This is a genomic window from Candidatus Zixiibacteriota bacterium, from assembly GCA_040753875.1.
In the GTDB taxonomy this organism is placed as follows: Bacteria; Zixibacteria; MSB-5A5; order GN15; family FEB-12; genus DATKJY01.
Window position 1 is genome coordinate 229,216 of sequence record JBFMDV010000005.1, and the last position, 20,313, is coordinate 249,528.

Here is a 20,313-nt window from a genome sequence, read left to right on the forward strand (position 1 = left end):
TGTCTCAGGGGAAATCGGCTCGAACTGCTTTCAGGGAGTGCAGATACGGGCCGTTTCGGCTCAGGTCCCACAGGTAGTCCGGAAGCTCCCGGTCGACACGTAATTCGCCCGGGGAATGCTCCTGCGGCTGCCGTGGTTCAATTCTTGAACAGACGATACGCGCGAGTCCACGGCGTCTGGCGGCAAGCCAATCATCCGCAGTAGGATACCAGTTGCTTCCGACGATCAACGCCGAGTTCGAACCCACGAGTTCCAGGCTATTCGCTGCTGGAAATGTCTTCACGAATATGAGCACGGCGTCATCGCAGGCAAGCTCTATGGCCCGTTCGGCGGCCCGATATCCGTCGCCGGAACCGGCCGGATGACCCGCTCCGAAATAGGCTATATGCAATCCGCCCAAAGGTGGGTCCATGTTGTGAGCCCGAACATCGCTGATGCTGGGGCGTAGCGATGACGCCGCCAGGAGCTTCTGGGCGTGCAGAGAGTCCGCCATGCGCAGCAGGTCCGCAACCGCATCGTATTCACAGGCCATGATGAACAGGTACCGTATACGGTCGATCCCCTTGTCGCCGAGCACGGGTGCAATCACCCGTTCGCCAATCGAGTACTCTTTGGCCGATGCGCCGGTAATGATGAGATCTGCAGTTCCCTTCTCGCCGGTTGGAACGACAGACGCGACACCGCCGGGAATACTGAAACACATGATTTTGCGCTCTGCCTCGCCGCCGACACTGACGGCGTAGACGAGCCCGATGTTCGCCGTAAGCATGGCGGCAAAAATGGCAATACGTCGAAACGGTCTATTCCGGATGGCCCACGTCAACAACAGCAGGAATGCATATGCGGCCAGCACCGCAGCCAATTCGACATTCCGGGACGCCAGGCGTCCGACATCGATCACCGGCATGTTGTCGCCTCCGAACAGCTCGAGTGTCCATAATAGGAACCGCATCAGGACATCGACCAGTGAACCAACCATCAGGCCCAATGGTGGCAGAATGAGGTGCGCTATAAGCAGTATCAGCACCCCTATGACAGACATGCTGACCAACGGGACAATGATCAAGTTGGCCGGAAGCGACAGAAGCGGCACTCGTCCGAAATAGTAGACTATCAGCGGCGAGGAGACAACCTGCGCGACCAATGACACGATGAGCGGAAACACCAGCCAGATGTACCACCTCTTGCTTTGATAGTGCTCGAAAAACCCGGTGAACTTGGCGACTATAAACACCAGCCCCCAGGCGGTGACAAAGGACAACTGGAAGCCAACATCAAACATCTGAGCCGGATCGACCAGCAGAACGATCAGCGCCGTAAGCGCGATGAGGTTGTTGAGGTCATAGCGTCGATTCAGCAACCCGGCAATGATCACCAAACCTGCCATAACCGAGGCCCGGATGACAGAGGGCTCGCCGTACGAAAGTCCGGCGAAGAGCGCAGTAATCACGAGAAGCAGTATGGCCCGCCCTGTCCGCGAAAGTCCCAACGGCCGAAACAACCAGGCCATCACCAGCAGCACCAGGGCAACGTTTGAACCTGAGACCGCCAACAGATGAAGCGTACCGCTGTCGCGAAACCGGGCGTAGACCGATGCCGGAATATCGCGGGTCTCTCCGATGAGAAATCCTGAAGCAAGGGCAGCCGCAGCCGGAGACAGATCGGCGTAAAGGGCGTCTCTGATGCTGTTCCGCAGGCGATCAATAGAGCTGACTACTCCGTACGAGGAACGGTGATCGATGCGAACATCCAGCAATGTCGGCAGATAGACGATACCGAAGACACCCTTCAGCGCCATGAAGCGACGGTAACTGAAGCGGCTATTATCGCCCGACTCGTGCAGCGTATAGATGCGGCCGAAGAACTCGATGCGGTCGCCTCGTTGCAGAGCAGTTGTCGTATCAGTAATCTTGAGAAGTACGGCGCCACGGACAGTGTGGCTGTTGGTATCGACAAGCGAATCCAGCGTGATCTTCAATTCCGTGCGATTCGGCTTGAGATCAGGCCAGTCTGCAACGCGCCCATAGATATGGTAAACAGTCCGCTCATTGGCAACCTGACTAACATGGTTCGGTCCCAGATCGTAGACGGACAGCGCGAAGTGGCAGGCAGCCGCAAGCCCCAACGACCCGGCCAGCGAAATGGCCGTGACCAGATGCCATCGGCGGTACATCCCCCACAACCCGGCCAGGGCAAGCGCCAGTGAGCCGAGCACGAGGTCCCCGGCCGCAATCTGGCTGGCGTTCGCCAGCGCTATTCCCGTTACGACAAACAACAGGACGAAAAGCGACGGGTACTGCCGTATCATGAAATCAGACCGGCTTGGATCTCTTTTTCATGAGCGCGTTCAGGAGTAATCTCATTTCGTGGATCCTGAAAAGCGAGCAGAAGAGAAGGTACAGGATGGAACCCACCACCAGTGGTACGACCGCACGTACGATCCGCGCCCACAACGCCGTGTCATCGACGAACATGTAGACAGGAAGATATTTTGCGGCAACAAAAGCGAGCGCCGCGGCGATGGCTATTTTCAGGAAGTTGATGCTTACTCCGCGAAATGAAACCTCCACTCCCTTCCGCGGCAAATAGTACAACAACAGGCCAAAATTCACCAATCCCGCAATCGAGGTCGCCGCGGCCAAACCGGCGAAATTCCACCAAACTATGAACGGCCAATAGAGAATCATATTCAGAACCACCGACGCGATAGACACACGCATCGGGAGTCGGGCGTCGCCCAGAGCATAAAACACCGGCACTATAACACGCACGGCGGCAAACCCGATGAGGCCATACGAATAGTGCAGGAGCGCCAGTGCGGTGTTAAGCATGTTGGCTTCAGAGAACGCACCATATCGGTAAGTGAGGGCTACGATCTCGCGCCCGAGGAGCGCCAGGGCGACCGCCGACGGCACGATCAACAGAAAATTCAGGTTAAGCGCCTCGTGAAAGGTGCGGCTCATTTCTTTCATATCGCCGCGACTGGCGATCTCGGAGGCGCGCGGCAGCGCCACGGTACCGAGCGCGACACCGAACACACCCAGCGGAAAATGCATGAGCCGGTAAGCGTAATTGAGATACGATATGGACCCCTCGGTCAGGAACGAAACCAACAGCGTATTGAGCAAAATGTTGATCCGCCCGGCAGACAGCCCGATCATCATCGGCGTGAACAGCCGCAGCATCTTCCGCATCCCGGCATCGAACCAATTCACGCGGAATCGATACCGGTAACCGATCCGACGAAGTGACGGCAGTTGTATGACGATCTGCCCAATCCCACCAATGACCACGCCTATAGCCAGCGTGTACACGGGGACGGCGAAGAGGTGATAGAGGATGAGGACGGAAAGGATGCTTCCCACGTTGAACATGGCCGAGGAAACCGCCGGCAGGCCGAAACGATCGAATGAGTTCAACATCCCCATCACCAGCGCCGACACCGATACGAGCGGGAGAAACACCCACATGATCCGGGTGAGGTTGACCGTCAGATTGAACTTGGTCGCATCCTGGGTGAAGCCGTGCGCGGTGAGATAGATGATCGCCGGCGTGGCCGCCATGCCCAGAAGGGTCACTACTCCCAGCACCAGTAACATCGAGGTGAGGACATTGTCGGCCAGGCGGAACGCTTCCTGATTCGACTCCTTGACCAGCTTCTCCTTGAAAACCGGAATGAACGATGATGATAGCGCCCCCTCGGCGAACAGGTCGCGCAACAAATTGGGTATGCGAAATGCCGTCACGAAGGCATCCGTGGCCATCCCGGCGCCGAAGAAATAGGCCATGACCTGTTCGCGGATTAGCCCGGAAACCCGGGAAAACGCGGTCCCCAGAGAGACCAGCCAGGCGGAACCCGCGATGGATTTTCTGGTTGAACTCTCGGTTGACAAAAGATTCCCCGGACCTATATTAAAGGGCTGAATTTGAAAACACTTAACATGAGGGTCGACCTTGCCATATCATAAGTCGAATGAAAAACGGATGAAAACCAGCGAGCGGGACCGCCTGAAAAATCGGGCGTTGCGCTCGCAGTTGCGCGTTGCGGTGAAAGAGGTACGCGAAGAGAAAAACAAGGACGCCGCAGCGGCCAAGCTGAAAGAAGCTGCAAGCGTACTGGACCGGGCTGCCGCCGACGGACTGATTCATTGGAAGAACGCCGACAGGAACAAGTCCCGGCTTGCCAAGTTCGTGCAGAAGCTTGACTGATCCGTCCTGAAGTTTTCCCGTTGAAATTGACCGGCCTCTGTCGCTGTCCGCGGCAGAGGCCGTTGACTTTATCCCCGAAATGCTGCAATGCGCCCTTGGGGAGGCGTCGATTGCATACGGGACACACGCGAGTCGGCGATGGTCATTCATCCTCCCAATATGACCGCCGGCCCGAAGCCTCTCAACAACTATTTTTCAGCGATTAAGAATGTAGATGCTGCCTTCGAAGAAACTCGTTCGATAGGACTGTTCGCGGACGACGATCAACTCACGCAGGAACGACTCCTTCTCGCTTGGTGGGATGTCGTCGCGCAGTACAGTAATGGGAAAATCGATGTTGAGGACCCGAACGTTGGTCCCCGCTTTGATGATGTTCGGCGGAAACAGCCGTTCGGTTGTTGCTGCCGCTTCCATATCCGCAAGAGCAAACGGCGGCAGTGATAGTGTGCCGCTGTGCGGAACGGCTCTGCAAACGGCGTCCCGCCAGTGATGTCGCGTCACGACCGGCATGTACCGACCCACCTGCAGAATGGATTCAAACAAAAGCGTCAGCGGCGCCGGGCACCCGAGTTTTGTGCTGTGTCTCAGGAAGAGGGTTAATGGTTCGCGGTATCGAAATGCGATCTCGATCGCAACAAAGTCGGCAGGGGCTACGTCCTGCCGGATGCCAGGGATTATCTGATCGGGGTGACGGCTGGTGAGCCGATTCAGGTCACCAAGGTGGAAATTGACCAGACCGACTTTCCGTACATCGATCCGAAGAGTGCGCCGAGGACAGACCTGTACCGGAATGTGGTGCAACCCGGCTGCGATGAATGCATGGTACTGCTGAACGTCGTCCAACAATAGATAGCTTCCATCTTCGCGGTCCATCACAAGGAGCGGATGCCGCACGAGGCCATCAGCCGTCAACTCCTGTTCCTGGATGTTAGAGTCGAGCCACTCGAAAGTGAGGATTCGCTCAGCTTCCAGGATTCGAATCTGGGAAAGAAGTTCGTCGGTCACGGGGTAGCGAAAAGCAACTGGCGTGCCCCGGTTCTCTGTATGCCTTAAGTGATTGTACGACAATAGATTTATCGAGTCTTCCGATCACCACTGGACATGCAATTGCACGCTGGTTTAACCACCTTGCTCCAGAACAAATTCGCATTTCACATATTGTGCAAGAAAGGTTAACACGACCAGACTACCCGAGAAACGACAAAAGCCGCGGCGTAAACCGCGGCTTGTGTTCTGAGGAAAGTCGGCCGCTGAGCCTATCTGGCGCAGCCAGGGACAGGGGCGGCATAATTGAAGAACAGATAATCGATCAGTCGCTGCAGGTCGGTGATGTCCACCACGCAGGAACCATCCGTGTCCGCCGACGCCGGCCCGTTCGGCACCGGTACACCAAAAAAGATGAAATCCACCAACGCCACCAGGTCCCCAATATCCACAAACCCCGACCCATCCAGATCCCCGCCCGCCGGCGCCTGACCCGTCTCCCCAAAATAACTCTTCACCGCACTCATAAGCGCCTGCACCGACCCCGGCGTCATGTACCAAAGCGGAAATGACAACAGCACCCGCTTCCCCCGAGGACCATCATAGGCAATCCCCACCGGCGTGTTCTCACGACCCGGATCATCTATATTCGAATCGTACTGGTAGATAATCGTGGCGCCGGCACGAGGCGTCAAACTCGGAATGTCCCCCATCCGCTTGATCCCCCGGGTCGTATCAAGCTCGACCGATGGCCACCCCCCCACTCCCTTCGCTCCCGCAAAATCCTTCGCATAGTTCAACGCGTACGACTGCAGCATAAACTCATCGTACAACAGATGGCCCGGTGAGGGGGCCGGCGTAAACAACGGGATCGTCTGGTACCCCGCAATCAGCATGTCATTCGTGAACCCACTGTACCACCGCAGCGTGTCCCGACTGTACCGCAGCAGCTTCGTCCCGATGTCGTCATCAATCCACCAGATCGAGGAGTACTGACCCGCCAACGGACGTTTCAGCGCATCCGCATAATCGTCCACCGTCACCAACCCATGCGGCGCGCCGCTCAACACCGTGTCGTACCACGCTTCCAACTCCGGCTGGCTCGGCATGAAATCGTACTCCTCCGTCATCTCATCCGCAATCAATATCCCATGATCAAACGTCGCCGGCGTACCAACCACTGCCGCTGAGAAAGCCGACTCGTAACCGGACTGGTCAACCGCCTTGAGCTTGTATTGATACGTAACCCAGTGGACCACCGCGTTGTCAGTGTAGGCAGTCTGCGTCAGCCCCCCTGCCAACAGTGTGAAATCACCCTCAAACTCCCCCTTGCGATACAGATCATAGTGGTCGAGGTCCGCCTCGTGGTTGCTCGCCCAGCTCAACTGCACCGAACCCACCATCGGCTCAGCGACCACTTGCGCCGGCACCCGCGGGTAGAGCTGCGGGATCTCCGAGGATTCCTCCATGTACACCGGCGGATAGCCGCCCGACGGTGTGCCCTTGACCGCAAAGTAGTACCGAATGCCCTGTGTCAACCCGTTGAACGTCTGTGTGCATGTCCCAGGAGTAACAACAGCGGAGTCGTTGTATATCCCGGACGTGGTGCCGCGATACACGACATATTGATAATCTGACCGGCAGTTGTTCAGAAACACGGTCAGGGCCTGACCATCTCCCTGATCAACTATGCTGTCGATTCCCGTTGGGCTGCCGGCATCAGCGACATACGCTACCGACGCAGCGAACGTCTTCACGATGCCGGTCATATACGCGAAATTAAGTTTGGTGGTGGAATCGGACGGGCGGTGATAATTGGGAGTATTAAAATCCCCTTCGATCGCCATAACGATATTGAACCCCTGTTGATTGAACGGATAATGATCAGAATTTCCCTGCAGCGGAGCATTGGTGGGGCCGATGTTCGACACCCGGGTGCCCGTTTGTGCAAACAAATCACGGTAAGCGGTATTGGAGCCGCTTTCGAGATCGGTGTTCCAGGTGGCATCGGGAGAATAGCCGATCATGTCCGCATTGTACATCACCTCGACATCAGTACCGGCGGCTCGAAAATCAGCAGCGGCATCCTCCGAACCATACAGTCCCTCTTCCTCGCCGGAGAACGGCATGAATATGACGGTCTTGCGAAGGGGAATATCCCTGAGCACGCGCGCCAGTTCGAGCACCATGGATGTACCGGACCCGTTGTCATCGGCGCCGGGCGCATGTGTCATCGCAGTGGAGGAGTACGAGTCATAATGTCCGCCGACAACTATTACCTTGTCCGGCTCCGAGGTACCAAGCTTGACCGCCTTCACGTTGTATCCGGGGTATCCTCCGATAGTAAAGTACGGCGTTGTGACATCCGTATAGCCCCAGTTCAAAAAACGCTGCACCAGCCAATCGCGTGCCTTGTTCACCGAGTCGGTGTATGCGTACCGCGTATAGAACGCCTGCAGGCGCGCATCAAATCCGTACACCGAATCTTGTTGGACCCGGTTGGCGACCGTATCAGACGGCGGCGCCAATAGAGCGGGCGCAAAACCAACGGTTACTCCCTCAAAGACGAACGGCACGCTCAATTCGGCTAGGGGACGGACTTTCAACCCGTAGTCCCGCCGCCACGACTGTGCCTGGCTTGCCGTCCCTTCCACCAACTGTAAGTCATTGTCGAGAGGCATGGCGCTGGTAAGCGTCGCGCTCTTGGGAAGCTCGGAAGCTTGTTTTGAGGGGTAAACCACATGGTACACACTCAGGTCGACATCGGCTTTTATCGACTCAAATGCAATTCCCGCCAGGGTAAGTTTCGTTTGCTGTTCGGCAGAGGCACTCACCAGATACCGATTGTCCAGCCGAATCAGTCCATGGCCGAGCTGCTGCTGAGCCAACCGGGCCTGCTCGCGATTTCCCAGTGAGATGTATCCAAGGTCCGCACTTTGGACGGAATGCGGCAGAACACCGACTACAATGAAACCCACCATCATCAAAATTCGCATAAACGCCTCCGGTCAACTCTCAGATGACAATTCCAACGCAGCTCCTGAACTCCGTTCGGCACTAATCACACGCAAGTACTTCAGGCCTTCTGATCTCTCCAATCTATCGACACGGACTCCCTTGTCAACCAGGGAGCGTGGGTCGCGCATCAGTGCGCGCATCCCGACACTGGCGCATCAGAGCCAAAGAACAGATAATCGATCAGTCGCTGCAGGTCGGTGATGTCCACCACGCAGGAACCATCCGTGTCCGCCGACGCCGGCCCGTTCGGCACCGGTACACCAAAAAAGATGAAGTCCACCAACGCCACCAGGTCCCCAATATCCACAAACCCCGACCCATCCAGATCCCCGCCCGCCGGCGCCTGACCCGTCTCCCCAAAATAACTCTTCACCGCACTCATGAGCGCCTGCACCGACCCCGGCGTCATGTACCAAAGCGGAAATGACAACAGCACCCGCTTCCCCCGAGGACCATCATAGGCAATCCCCACCGGCGTGTTCTCACGACCCGGATCATCTATATTCGAATCGTACTGGTAGATAATCGTGGCGCCGGCACGAGGCGTCAAACTCGGAATGTCCCCCATCCGCTTGATCCCCCGGGTCGTATCAAGCTCGACCGATGGCCACCCCCCCACTCCCTTCGCTCCCGCAAAATCCTTCGCATAGTTCAACGCGTACGACTGCAGCATAAACTCATCGTACAACAGATGGCCCGGTGAGGGGGCCGGCGTAAACAACGGGATCGTCTGGTACCCCGCAATCAGCATGTCATTCGTGAACCCACTGTACCACCGCAGCGTGTCCCGACTGTACCGCAGCAGCTTCGTCCCGATGTCGTCATCAATCCACCAGATCGAGGAGTACTGACCCGCCAACGGACGTTTCAGTGCATCCGCATAATCATCCACCGTCACCAACCCGTGCGGCGCGCCGCTCAACACCGTGTCGTACCACGCTTCCAACTCCGGCTGGCTCGGCATGAAATCGTACTCCTCCGTCATCTCATCCGCAATCAATATCCCATGATCAAACGTCGCCGGCGTGCTTGCGACCTCAACCGAAAAATCTGAAGCCAGGCCGGTTCGATCAATCGCCCTGACGCGATAGCGCGAGGCAAACCATCGCAACGCGGTACTGTCATCAAATGTCGTCTGCATCAGGTTCCCGGCGATGAGGCGAAACTCGGTCTCGAACTCCGCACGGCGATACAGCTCGTAGTGGTCAAGATCGGCTTCATGGTTGCTGGCCCAGGAGAGACGTATGGCGCCGATTTGCGGTTCAGCGCTCACGGATGCGGGAATGCGAGGATACAGGAGAGGGGTTTCCGACAGTTCCTCTGCATATACGGCTGGATACCCACCGTCGGGGATTCCTCGCACCGTCATATAATACCTGACGCCCTGCGTCAGACCCGTAAGTAGTTGCTGACTTGCGCCGGGCGTAACCGGCACCGAATCGTTGTAGACTCCTGGTGCAGTACCACGATATGCGTAATAAGTGTAATCACTTCGGACATTTCCAAAATGTATGGTCAGACCCTGTCCATCCCCCTGGTCGACAATGCTGTCAACTGGTGTCGGACTGGCGGCATCCCCGACGTATCCGAGTGCCGCTGCGGCCATTCTGGCAATATTCGTCATGTAGTCAAAATTCAGTTTGCTGGTGGAATCGGTCGGTTGATGATAGTTCGGTGTGTTGAAATCACCTTCGGCAGTATACACTACGGGCCAACCCTGTTCATCGAACGGCGTGTGATCCGAGGCTTGAAGCCCCGACGGCAGCCAGGGAACAATACTGGACACGCGACTCGCGCAGGCAACCGACACATTCAAATACGCCTGATTGTTTCCTGCCTGAAGGCGCGTATTGTAAACGGTGTTAGGTTCGTACCCAACCATATCATAGTTGTACATCACCTCGATGTCGGCTCCCACTGCCGCAAATGAATCGACAGCAACATAGGAGCCATACATCCAGATCTCTTCGGCCCCAAACGGCATAAAGATGATTGTCTTGCGAAGCGGTATGTCCTTGAGTATTCGAGCCATCTCCAGGACGACGGATGTACCGGAAGCATTGTCATCGGCGCCCGGCGCATGTACCATTTCGTCATACTGGCTGTATGAATCGTAGTGGGCACCGATCACGATAATCTTCTCCGGTTCGGCCCACCCGGGTTTGATGGTCATGACATTGTCACTCCAGCAGTTGCACGGTGTCCCCCAGTATTCTCCCACCCAGACTGGTTGCGTGGTGACTTGTGTATATCCCCATCCCTGGAATTTCTGCACTAACCAATCGCGCGCCTTGAAAGCCGAATCGGTCCGAAAGAAACGAGTGTAGAAGGCCTGCAGTCGCGAATCGAACGCATAGAGGGAGTCCTGGCTGACCCTCAACGCGAGTGAATCGGACGGGAACCCATCACGCCACTCGTCTTGAGCAACAGCAATCGATGGTTGATGCGTGAATCGGATGCTTAGGTCCGAAAGCTCCCTGCATTTGAGATTGGCTTCCGTGGCTATCGCTTTTACTGTCGACGATGAAAGGTGCACCAAGAAGCGGTCTTCATCGAGGCGGACAGCCTGAACGTCCGCCGCTAGCCAGCCCGTGGCGTCCTGCCCATGAGATGACATAAGAAGGTACCAGTCATCAAGCCGTTGGTCGACAAGCACCGACTCCCACGAGAGTCCGCCCTTAGCGAGTTGGGACTGCTGCGCCGAGTCAACTGCCACCAGGAAGCGATTTCCCACTCTGGCCATTGCATGCGAGAGAACTGACCGTGCCTGCATGACATCACGGTCGCTGTCGATTGCAACGAACCCGATATCCACCGCATCTGCCCGACCTGCAAGCGCGCACCCAAGCAGAATCCAGCCAATCACCTTCATAAACTCCTCCTGAACCAAGAGTCGAGCCGGTATGTCTTATGACGAGTACCTACCGGCCTTTGTTTGGCGAAAGATCACAGCAGGATCAACAGATGAGAACCTGTTCTCAAGTTATGCAATTGAGCCGATTTGTCAATGAATAGAGTCGGGTGTCCGCGTTCAGAGATCGATGCCGCGTTGGAACGGCTTCATCGTGAATTTCGTGCGGTCTTCGATAGTGGGTCTTAACAACGGGTGTTCGGACTCGGGTTGAGAGGGTAACTCCGTGGGCGCTAATAGGCAGCAGTTGTCGCGTGGTGCAACATAGCGGGCTGTTACCTCCATCTCTTTGGTGTACTCAAGAAGTAACAGGTTCCACTCGGTACTTTCGGCAAATGGCCCTACCCGTGACCCAAGCGAGAAGACGAGCCTTGGCGACGATGAACGAACCTCAAGCGCTGGAATCTTCACGTGTGCCAGTTTCGTCTTCAGGAACCTGAGAAGTGCAAACAGTGCGCCCAACTCCAGACGCATTGGATCTGCTTCGACCCGACAACGGAATTGTATGCCGTAATCCGGCACGGCGAACATAATCAGGCCGTGGGCAAACTCCTCGCTCTCAAGCTTTGAATCACTAAGTGCCCGGTAGGCCGAAGCTATGTAAGCCACGACTGGCTGAGCCGAATTGTTCACGGAGAAAAGCTACGCAACTATCCTGCCGGTCAAACGTCCGCCACGCATCCGCGTAGTCGATTGTCATTGAACGACTTGCGGCGAGCCGACATCGAACGCACGGACGTAATAGCCCCGCGGTCAGCATGAATTATGCAGAATCAGTCAAGCGATCGAACCAGTTGCTCTCGCAGTTCCGGTCGGGCCACCAAGTACTTCCCTGTCGCCTCTGCGAAAATCCGACCGTCGTCACCAACAGCCTCCCCTTCAGTCACATAGACTCTCCCTTTGTGTTCAACAATACGTCCGCGGAAGACAACTCGGTCGCCGGTCATTATGGGCTGTTTGTAGCGAACGGTCATCTCGGCCGTCACGGCGAAGATGTCCAGTGCCAGAATAGCCTTGATCATCACTTCATCAAGCAATGCTGCCATAATACCGCCGTGGTAGATCCCTCTATAGCCCTCAAACTCCTGACCGGCGACGATCGTTGTTTCTGCCTGAGAGCCGTCGTGCCAGAAGACCGCTTTGATACCGTGAGGATTGAGATCGCCGCAGACGAAGCAGCCTTTGTAGCGTTTGATTTCTTTCACGCGAGTTGTTATACGGCTAAATCGACCGGCCGTCAACGACAATAAAAAAGCCCGCCTGAGGCGGGCTTGAGCACATTGTCTTAAACTTCGCGGCAATCAGTTGCCATTCTGGCAGAGGGTGCGGGTGTAGGTCCGGGTGGCGTTATCGCTGGTCGCCGATGCATTCATCACGCCGTTGGCAAACGTGACTTCGATATTCCACGTGGTAACCACATCCTGCGCAGGGGCATCACCGTGGAAAGTCAGCGTGGCCGTGGCGGTGACGGTTCCGGACACGGGGCAGCCGTACTGCCAGCCCTGCTGAGCGCGATTGAAGACCACGTCGCTAACCGTGGATTCCAGGACATAGGTGGAACGAATGTTCAGCCCGCCAAAGGTCCGACGGGCCTCTGCCTGGAAGTTGCTGGTACCGTTCACGGTCGCCTGATCGGTGTTCAGTCCGCCGAATTCGTACGCGCCCCGAACATCATAGTTCCGGAATGCACCGGTGGTGTCGGCGGTGTTGAAACTCCACGCGTGACGGATACTCATTTCATCGGCACCCCGCGGATGGGCCTGAGGCACGGTGCCTTTGCGGAACTGGATGGAATCCCGGTAGTGGAATTCGTAGGCGGTCGCGAGATCGTCGAGAATAACCACGTACCAGCCGCCATCGGTGATAATTGTGTCAGGACGTACTGAACCATAGTCGACCGGCACGCTGGTGTCGCTGCCGGCATTGGCTACCAGCACCGTCTGCAGCGCATTGGCCGCGAGGATCATGGTGGAATCGATGTAACTGTTGGTCTGCTCCTGGACGGTGACGTATTGCGGGTCTTCCTGAACCGTGGTCGTGGCTTTGTCGTCCGAGCAGCCGTAAAGTCCGATCAGCGCGACTGCCGTCAGGACGGCGCCAAACACGAAGAAGAACTTGCTGGAACGCATGCTGCGTCTCCTTTCGCGATGTTCCGTTCTTCGCGAGGGTCGTCCCGACGCCGCCGTCACTTCAGGAGGAACACCATAATTGCCTTTTGAATGTGCAACCGGTTCTCCGCCTGATCGAAGACCGCCGACTGCGGGCCGTCCATAACCTCATCGGTTATTTCCTTCCCCCTCTCCGCCGGCAGACAGTGAAGGACAATGGCTTTAGGATCAGCGCCCTTCAGCAAAGAACTATTGATTTGAAAATCTCTAAGCTTCTTTTCCTTTTCTTCTGCCAGATGTTTTTGCCCCATCGAGGCCCAAACATCGGTATAGATAACATCGGCACCGGCAACCGCTTCTTTAGGATTGGAGGTCAGGAGCACCCGGCTCTCCTTGTTGCGGCGAGCTCTTTCGACAAATTCAGGCAGCGGTCGGCAATCTTCGGCCGTGGCGACACGAAGGTCCATGGGCAGGAGCGACGCCAGGTTGAGCCAGCTATGGGTGATATTGTTGCCGTCTCCCAGATAGGCTATCTTGTACTTCCGGCGCGGTGGTAAATGCTCAAGGACGGTGAAATAATCACCCAGAATCTGGCACGGATGCACCAGGTCGGTGAGGCCGTTGATGACCGGAACCGCGGCATGTTTGGCCAGTTCCTCGACGTCGGACTGCCGGAATGTCCGGATCATGATAAGAGCCACGTAGCGTGACAACACCCGGGCGGCGTCGGCGATCGTCTCTCGCTTACCGAGCTGGACCTCATTGTCAGTGATATAGAGCGACTGCCCGCCGAGCTGGCTGATACCGACCTCGAACGATATGCGGGTGCGCAGGGATGGTTTCATGAACAGGCAGGCGACCGACTTGCCGGCCAACGGCCTGGGGGCGATCTCACCACGTTTCATCCGGCCACAAAGTTCAAAGATCTGCTCGACTTCGACAGCGGTCAGATCAGCTATCTGGGTAAGGGAACGAGCCATATTTCCTCCTGCTTCGATATCACAGACGCAAATTCCCCGCGAATAAAACGGGAGGCGCAAGGAAAGTCAAGGGATCGACATTCAGGTGGAACCGATGGTCGATTAAAATCTTGCCCGGCGTAACAGAGGGGTCGATATTACGTACAAGAGTATCGAAGGATTGGCATGTACGTGGAAAAGAAGAGTATCATATTCGGTCTCATCCTGGTCGCTTTAGGGGCCCTGCTTCTTCTGAAAACACTCAACATCCATCTGTTCAGTTTCGTTCTTCCGGTCGCTCTGATCATTTTCGGAGCCTGGCTGATCACGCGGCACAAGAACCGGGAACGCCAGCACGGGGTGGAATATGACTTCTCGTACACCGACGCGGGTTCCACTGCCGGGGGGCCGGCACAATCTCAGACATATGGGTCATCAAGCGCTCGGGGTCCGTCTTATGCTGGAGCTTCAGGCCAACCCGGCTGGACAAGCGAGGCGCCGCAATTCGAGGCCGGCAAAGTGAAGTACAGCAAGTTCCTTGGCGATATGCACATTGAGTGTCAGAACGTCAATCTGCAGAACGTCGAGGTCTCCATGTTCATCGGCGACCTCACGGTCAATCTGCGCGGCGGTCGGCTGACCGGAGGTCTGAACCGCATGATCATTTCCGGTTTTCTCGGTGACGTTCAAATCCTGGCGCCGCGCGATTTTCCGCTGTATGTGCACTGTTCGGGATTTGTGGGTGACGTGGAGGTGCTGGGGAAACGCGCCTCAGGATTCGGAAACTCGCTAGATAGTCAGACCGACAACTATGCCGGCGCCGAGTCCAAACTGTATATCGCCACCAACAATTTCATCGGTGATATACGCGTCTACCAGGTGTAGTGTACCGCGCCTCGACCGCGCTCTTCACAAAATGTACTTGCTGAGATCCTCGTCTTCGATGATTCCCGAAAGCCGTTTGTCGACCATCGCTGGTGTCACGACAACTTTTTTTCGTTTGGTCGGCGGTTCATAGAGTATTTCCTCGAGCAATTTCGTCATCACCGTATGAAGGCGCCTGGCGCCGATATTCTCGGATTCCTGGTTAACGCGTTCGGCTATCTGTGCTATCTTCTTCACCGCATCGACCGTAAACTCCAGTTCGACTCCTTCCGCGCTCAACAGCGCCTGGTACTGTTTCACCAGAGCCGCCCTCGGTTCGGTCAATATCCGCTCGAAATCCGCTGACGTGAGCGAATCTAACTCTACGCGTATCGGGAATCTTCCTTGCAGTTCCGGGATCAGATCCGCCGGCTTGCTGGAATGGAAGGCACCGGCGGCGATGAAGAGGATATGGTCGGTATGCACCATGCCATACTTGGTCATGACGCCTGAGCCCTCGACAATCGGGAGGATGTCGCGCTGCACTCCCTCGCGGCTGACGTCCGGGCCCACCTTGGAATGGTCCCCCACGATCTTATCGATCTCGTCGACAAATACGATACCGGATTCCTGCACCCGTTCCAGCGCCTCAGAAATCACCTCGTCCATATTGACCAGCTTGTTGAGTTCTTCATTCATGATGAACTTGTGCGCCTCGCGCACATTCATCTTGCGCCGTCTTGTCTTCTTGGGCAGGAGACCCGAAAACATCTCCTGGAAATTCACTCCCAGTTCCTCCATCCCCATGGGCGAAAAAATCTCTACGACCGGGAACTGTGTCTCCGGCGCCTCCAGTTCTATTTCGCGTTCATCCAACTTGCCTTCAAGCAGCTTGGCTCGAAACTTCTCGCGTGTGCCGGCGCGAATCTCAGGCGCGTTACCCTCACCTGCCGGGCTGCTGGCTTCAACTGCCGGGACACCGACGAGAAGATCGAGCAGGCGTTCAATGGTGTGCTGCGATGCCTTGTCATTCAGATCCCTGGCCTTTTCGGTCTTAACCATATTGACGCTGATATCGACCAGGTCGCGTACCATCGATTCCACATCACGCCCCACATAGCCGACCTCAGTGAACTTTGAGGCTTCAACTTTGATGAAAGGCGCTTTGGCCAGATCGGCCAGGCGACGCGCGATTTCGGTTTTGCCGACACCGGTCGGTCCGATCATAATAATGTTGTTGGGCATGATCTCCCCTCGGAGATCCTCGGGGGCATGCTGGCGGCGCCAGCGATTGCGAAGCGCTATGGCCACGGACTTCTTGGCGTTGGTCTGGCCGATGATATACTTGTCCAGATGCTCGACAATTTCGCGCGGTGTCAGATAGCCGTTCTTCATTTTATGGATTCCACTTTGATATTCTTGTTGGTATAGACACAGATATCGGCGGCGATCTCCAAAGCCTTGTGGGCAACTTTTTCGGCGCTCATTTTGGGACTGGCGAATATCAGCGCCCGGGCCGCCGCCAGCGCATAGGTGCCGCCGGAACCGATTGCCACGATCTTATCGTCCGGCTCGACGACGTCGCCATTGCCGCTGATGAGGAAGATGTGTTGGCCATCGGTGACCGCGATCACGGCTTCCAGTTTTTGGAGCGTGCGGTCGGTGCGCCATTCTTTGGCCAGTTCGACCGCCGCACGAGCCAGATTCTCCGGAAACTCTTCCAGCTTTTTTTCGAAGAGTTCAAACAGAGCCAGCGCATCCGCCGCGGCCCCGGCAAATCCGGCCAATATCTTCCCGTCTTGCATTTTGCGAATCTTGACGGCGTTGGCCTTCAAAACCGTGTCGTCAAATGTCACCTGGCCATCACCGGCCATGGCGGCTTTGCCGTTGTGAATCAGACCCAGGATGGTCGTCGCATGGTACATCATCTTTAACCTCGTTATCGTTTCGAACCGGACCGGGGGTGTGCGGCCTGATACACGCGCTTCATCGATTCAGCCGTCACGTGGGTGTATTTCTGGGTGGTCGAGAGGGACGCGTGCCCAAGAATCTCCTTAATAAGCAGCAGGTCGGCCCCATTCTCGAGGAGATGAGTCGCGAAGGAATGCCGAAGCGTGTGCGGGGTGAACTCCATCCCGTGCGAGCGGGCGAATTGCTTCACCAAGCGATCGACCGTCCGCACCGATACACCCTGGCCTGCCTTGTTGAGAAACAGGTGCGGCGCACTGGATGCGCGCATGTGCGCGAACCGCTCGCGCTCCTCGAGATACCGCTTGAGATCCGAAAGGGTGTTGTCGCCGACCGGCACCACGCGTTGTTTGTTTCCTTTACCAATGGTCGTGATAAGACCACGTGACAGGTCGATATCGGACAATCGCACGCCGGCCAGTTCCTCACGCCTCAGGCCGGTAACGTACAAGAGTGCCACCATCATATAGTTGCGCCAGTAGGCGTAGCTCCCTTTGTCCGTGCGCGATGTTTCGTGTTCGAAAAGGCCCACGGCTTCAGCCTGGGGAACAAACGACGGCAGTTTGCCGCTGTATTTGATGCGCGGTATCTTGAAGAGTAATGGTTTTCCCTCTTTGTGCGCACTCAGAAATTTCTGAAAACCGGAAAGCGCCGAGAGGAACCGCGCAATGGATCGGTTGGAAACTCCTTGAGTGACCCGTCTTTGCAGATAGATGCGTAAGAACAGCGGATCGTTCTTCGCCGCGTCCGGAAGCGCCGCGTATTGTTGTTCGAGAAACTCGACCCACGGCTGAAGATCGCGACGGTAGGCATCGATGGTCTTGGCCGAGCGCTTGCGAATGTGCGCGAGTTCGTGCAGGTATTTAGCCAGCAGGCGATGAGGCATAGAGCGAAAGTATCGAAAAACAAAGAGCGGGGCAAACGCTTTCGGTTGCGACCAGGACTACTCTAACCGAATGCGACACAATTCGTTATGGGCCTACGCCACCGGCTTCTTTTCTGACGATTCTTCCGCCATCTCGTGGCTGCATTTCGGACAGCGCCAGAAGTCACCTTTTTCCTTGGTGCTCTTTTGCACCAAGTAGGGATTCTGACACACCGGGCAGACATGATTCACCGGGCGGTCCCAACTGGCGAAATCACACTTGGGGTATTTGTTACAGCCGTAGAAAATTTTGCGGCCCTTGGTCTGCTTCTCAAGAATCTCTCCGCCGCATCCCGGCTTCGGACACGGAATGCCGAGCGTAAGTGGCTTGGTGTTTTTGCATTCGGGGTAGGCCGAGCAGGCCAGAAAACGGCCGAACCGACCTGACTTGATCACCATGTCGGCGCCGCATTTGTCGCACTTCTGGTCAGTTTTGTTCCGCGCTTCCTCTTCCGGCAGCGGGCGCGCATTCTTACAGTCCGGATACGATGAGCAAGCCAGAAAGCGGCCATTCCGTCCCCATTTGATAACCATCGGGGCGCCGCATTTTTCGCAATACTGATCGGTGACCTCGGTCAAAGCGGCCTTGATGTCATCGTGTTTGTGCTCGAGCCCCTTGATTGTCTTGCTGAATGGCTGGTAGAAATCCCCCACCACTTTCACCCAGTCATCCGTCCCGTCTTCGACCAGGTCCAGTTCCTTTTCCATATTGGCCGTGAAAGCGACATTGAAAATATCCGGGAAATGTTCCACGAGGATCTTGTTGACCGCTATACCGAGTTCGGTGGGAGACAGTTTGCGTTCTTTCAGGTCCACATATTTGCGGTCCTTGATCGTCGAGATGATACTGGCATAGGTCGAAGGACGGCCAATGCCATCAGCCTCCATGCGCTTGACCAGCATGGCTTCCGAGTAACGAGCCGGCGGGCGGGTGAACGACTGGCTCGGAGTGACCTCTACAAGAGTCAGTTTCTCCCCTCTTTTGAGAACCGGGAGCTTTTGGGAGCCGTTTTCGCCGTTGCCGTTCTCATCAGGCTCCTTCTCTTCGTGATAAAGCCGAAGGAAACCATCGAACCTGAGTGTCTGGGCCGTCGCTCTCAGGATGAATCGCCCGGCTTCTATATCAACCGTCTCGACATCGTACTCGGCATTGGTCATCTGGGAAGCTACAAATCGATTCCAGATGAGCGTGTACAGTTTGAACTGCTGTGCTGTCAAATGTTTCCTGACCTTGTCAGGCGGCAGGTCAAGATGCGTCGGGCGAATCGCCTCGTGGGCGTCCTGGGCCGATTTCCCCTTGCCGTAGAAATTCGGTTTGCCGGGTAGATAGTTGCTGCCGAAGCTGTCCTTGATAAAATCTCGCACGTGCTTCAACGCTTCCTCGGAGACACGGGTCGAATCCGTACGCATATACGTGATAAGGCCGGTGGCTCCTTCTTTGCCAACCTCGATCCCCTCGTACAGGTGCTGCGCTATCGACATCGTGACTTTGGGCGAGTAGCCGTATGCCTTGGCCGCTTCCTGCTGAAGCGTAGAGGTGATGAACGGCGGCGCCGGTCTGCGCACCCGTTCGGACTTCTTGATTTCGGCAACTTCTGGCGAGGAGGCTTTCAGTTCCTGTTGAATCTGCGACGCTTCCTGCTCGGTCTTGATCGTAATCTTCTTCGGACCGGCCTCGCCCCCCTTGACCACCGTCTGATCTTCGATCTTGTAGAGTTGGGCCGTAAACTGCTCGTTCTGATGGGTGGCAAGGAGTGCCTTGATCAGCCAGTATTCTTCGGGAACGAAGTTCTTAATCTCTTCTTCGCGCTCGCAGACCAGACGGAGCGCCACCGACTGCACACGACCGGCCGAGAGATTCTTGGCCACGGTCTTCCAGAGGAACGGTGAGACTTTGTAGCCGACCAGCCGGTCGAGCACCCGACGCGCCTGCTGCGCGTTGACGAGATTCATGTCGATCTTGCGGGGGTTCTTGACCGCTTCGGTCACCGCCGATTTGGTGATCTCGTTAAACGTAACACGCACGCACTTGGCCTTGGTTCCTTTGAGACTGTTGGCGACATGCCAGGCAATGGCTTCGCCTTCACGGTCCGGATCGGGCGCCAGATACACGGTGTCCGCCTTCTTGGCCGCCTTCTTCAGTTCATCGATGACCTTTTCCTTCCCCTTGATCACACGGTAGTCCGGTTCAAAGTCGTTCTTGACATCGACGCCAAGCTTGGACTTTGGCAGATCAATAATGTGACCGATAGTCGATTTGATCTCGAAGCTGTCCCCCAGAAAACGAGCGAGCGTTCGGGACTTTGCCGGAGACTCGACAATGAGAAGGTTTCGGGCCATGAATGGTTCCTGTCAGTATGTGTGACC

At 56.2% G+C, this 20,313-nt stretch carries 15 protein-coding genes; 2 read left to right on the forward strand and 13 right to left on the reverse strand.

Going from position 1 to position 20,313, the window contains the following annotated elements; translation table 11 throughout:
* Positions 1–4 precede the first annotated feature (4 nt).
* Together AB1644_02585 and murJ are read right to left on the reverse strand one after the other, a co-directional pair.
* The gene (locus AB1644_02585; protein ID MEW6049934.1) at positions 5–2,308 is read right to left on the reverse strand and encodes a ComEC/Rec2 family competence protein; all 2,304 of its coding nucleotides are present in this window, start codon (positions 2,306–2,308) and stop codon (positions 5–7) included.
* A 4-nt stretch (positions 2,309–2,312) separates the two neighbouring features.
* Complete coding sequence (gene murJ, locus AB1644_02590; GenBank protein ID MEW6049935.1) at positions 2,313–3,893, reverse strand: murein biosynthesis integral membrane protein MurJ; 1,581 nt, start codon at positions 3,891–3,893, stop codon at positions 2,313–2,315.
* Between the two features lie 61 nt (positions 3,894–3,954).
* Between murJ and rpsT the strand changes: the two genes are divergently transcribed.
* The gene (gene rpsT, locus AB1644_02595) at positions 3,955–4,209 is read left to right on the forward strand and encodes a 30S ribosomal protein S20 (protein MEW6049936.1); all 255 of its coding nucleotides are present in this window, start codon (positions 3,955–3,957) and stop codon (positions 4,207–4,209) included.
* A gap of 195 nt (positions 4,210–4,404) precedes the next feature.
* Here the strand turns inward: rpsT and AB1644_02600 are convergent, their stop codons facing one another.
* The 7 genes from AB1644_02600 to argF all read right to left on the reverse strand — a co-directional run bounded on the left by AB1644_02600 (position 4,405) and on the right by argF (position 14,210).
* Entirely contained in the window at positions 4,405–5,214 is an 810-nt protein-coding gene (locus AB1644_02600; GenBank protein MEW6049937.1) for a hypothetical protein, read from the reverse strand.
* Between the two features lie 251 nt (positions 5,215–5,465).
* Positions 5,466–8,189 carry a M28 family peptidase gene (locus tag AB1644_02605; protein MEW6049938.1) on the reverse strand — a complete coding sequence of 908 codons (2,724 nt, stop codon included), beginning with the start codon at positions 8,187–8,189 and terminating at the stop codon, positions 5,466–5,468.
* A gap of 149 nt (positions 8,190–8,338) precedes the next feature.
* Complete coding sequence (locus AB1644_02610; protein MEW6049939.1) at positions 8,339–11,083, reverse strand: M28 family peptidase; 2,745 nt, start codon at positions 11,081–11,083, stop codon at positions 8,339–8,341.
* Positions 11,084–11,242: 159 nt separating this feature from the next.
* Complete coding sequence (locus tag AB1644_02615; protein MEW6049940.1) at positions 11,243–11,755, reverse strand: hypothetical protein; 513 nt, start codon at positions 11,753–11,755, stop codon at positions 11,243–11,245.
* 140 nt (positions 11,756–11,895) lie between these two features.
* Entirely contained in the window at positions 11,896–12,327 is a 432-nt protein-coding gene (locus AB1644_02620; GenBank protein MEW6049941.1) for a PaaI family thioesterase, read from the reverse strand.
* Positions 12,328–12,423: 96 nt separating this feature from the next.
* Positions 12,424–13,251, reverse strand: coding sequence for a hypothetical protein (locus AB1644_02625; GenBank protein MEW6049942.1), 828 nt, complete (start codon positions 13,249–13,251; stop codon positions 12,424–12,426).
* A 56-nt stretch (positions 13,252–13,307) separates the two neighbouring features.
* Positions 13,308–14,210, reverse strand: coding sequence for an ornithine carbamoyltransferase (argF, locus tag AB1644_02630; protein MEW6049943.1), 903 nt, complete (start codon positions 14,208–14,210; stop codon positions 13,308–13,310).
* A gap of 171 nt (positions 14,211–14,381) precedes the next feature.
* On the opposite strand from argF, the gene liaF reads away from it, so the two are divergent.
* A complete protein-coding gene (gene liaF, locus AB1644_02635) occupies positions 14,382–15,074 on the forward strand; it encodes a cell wall-active antibiotics response protein LiaF (GenBank protein MEW6049944.1) in 693 nt (230 codons plus the stop codon).
* Positions 15,075–15,098: 24 nt separating this feature from the next.
* On the opposite strand, the gene hslU is transcribed toward liaF, so the two are convergent.
* From hslU to topA, 4 genes are all read right to left on the reverse strand, one after another.
* Complete coding sequence (gene hslU / locus AB1644_02640; protein MEW6049945.1) at positions 15,099–16,448, reverse strand: ATP-dependent protease ATPase subunit HslU; 1,350 nt, start codon at positions 16,446–16,448, stop codon at positions 15,099–15,101.
* Positions 16,445–16,978, reverse strand: a complete 534-nt coding sequence (hslV, locus tag AB1644_02645) for an ATP-dependent protease subunit HslV (protein ID MEW6049946.1) — start codon at positions 16,976–16,978, stop codon at positions 16,445–16,447. Before hslV ends, hslU begins: the two co-directional genes overlap by 4 nt.
* A 14-nt stretch (positions 16,979–16,992) precedes the next feature.
* On the reverse strand, positions 16,993–17,907 hold the full coding sequence (locus tag AB1644_02650) for a tyrosine-type recombinase/integrase (protein ID MEW6049947.1): 915 nt from the start codon (positions 17,905–17,907) through the stop codon (positions 16,993–16,995).
* Between the two features lie 93 nt (positions 17,908–18,000).
* Positions 18,001–20,286, reverse strand: a complete 2,286-nt coding sequence (gene topA / locus AB1644_02655; protein ID MEW6049948.1) for a type I DNA topoisomerase — start codon at positions 20,284–20,286, stop codon at positions 18,001–18,003.
* Positions 20,287–20,313 lie beyond the last annotated feature (27 nt).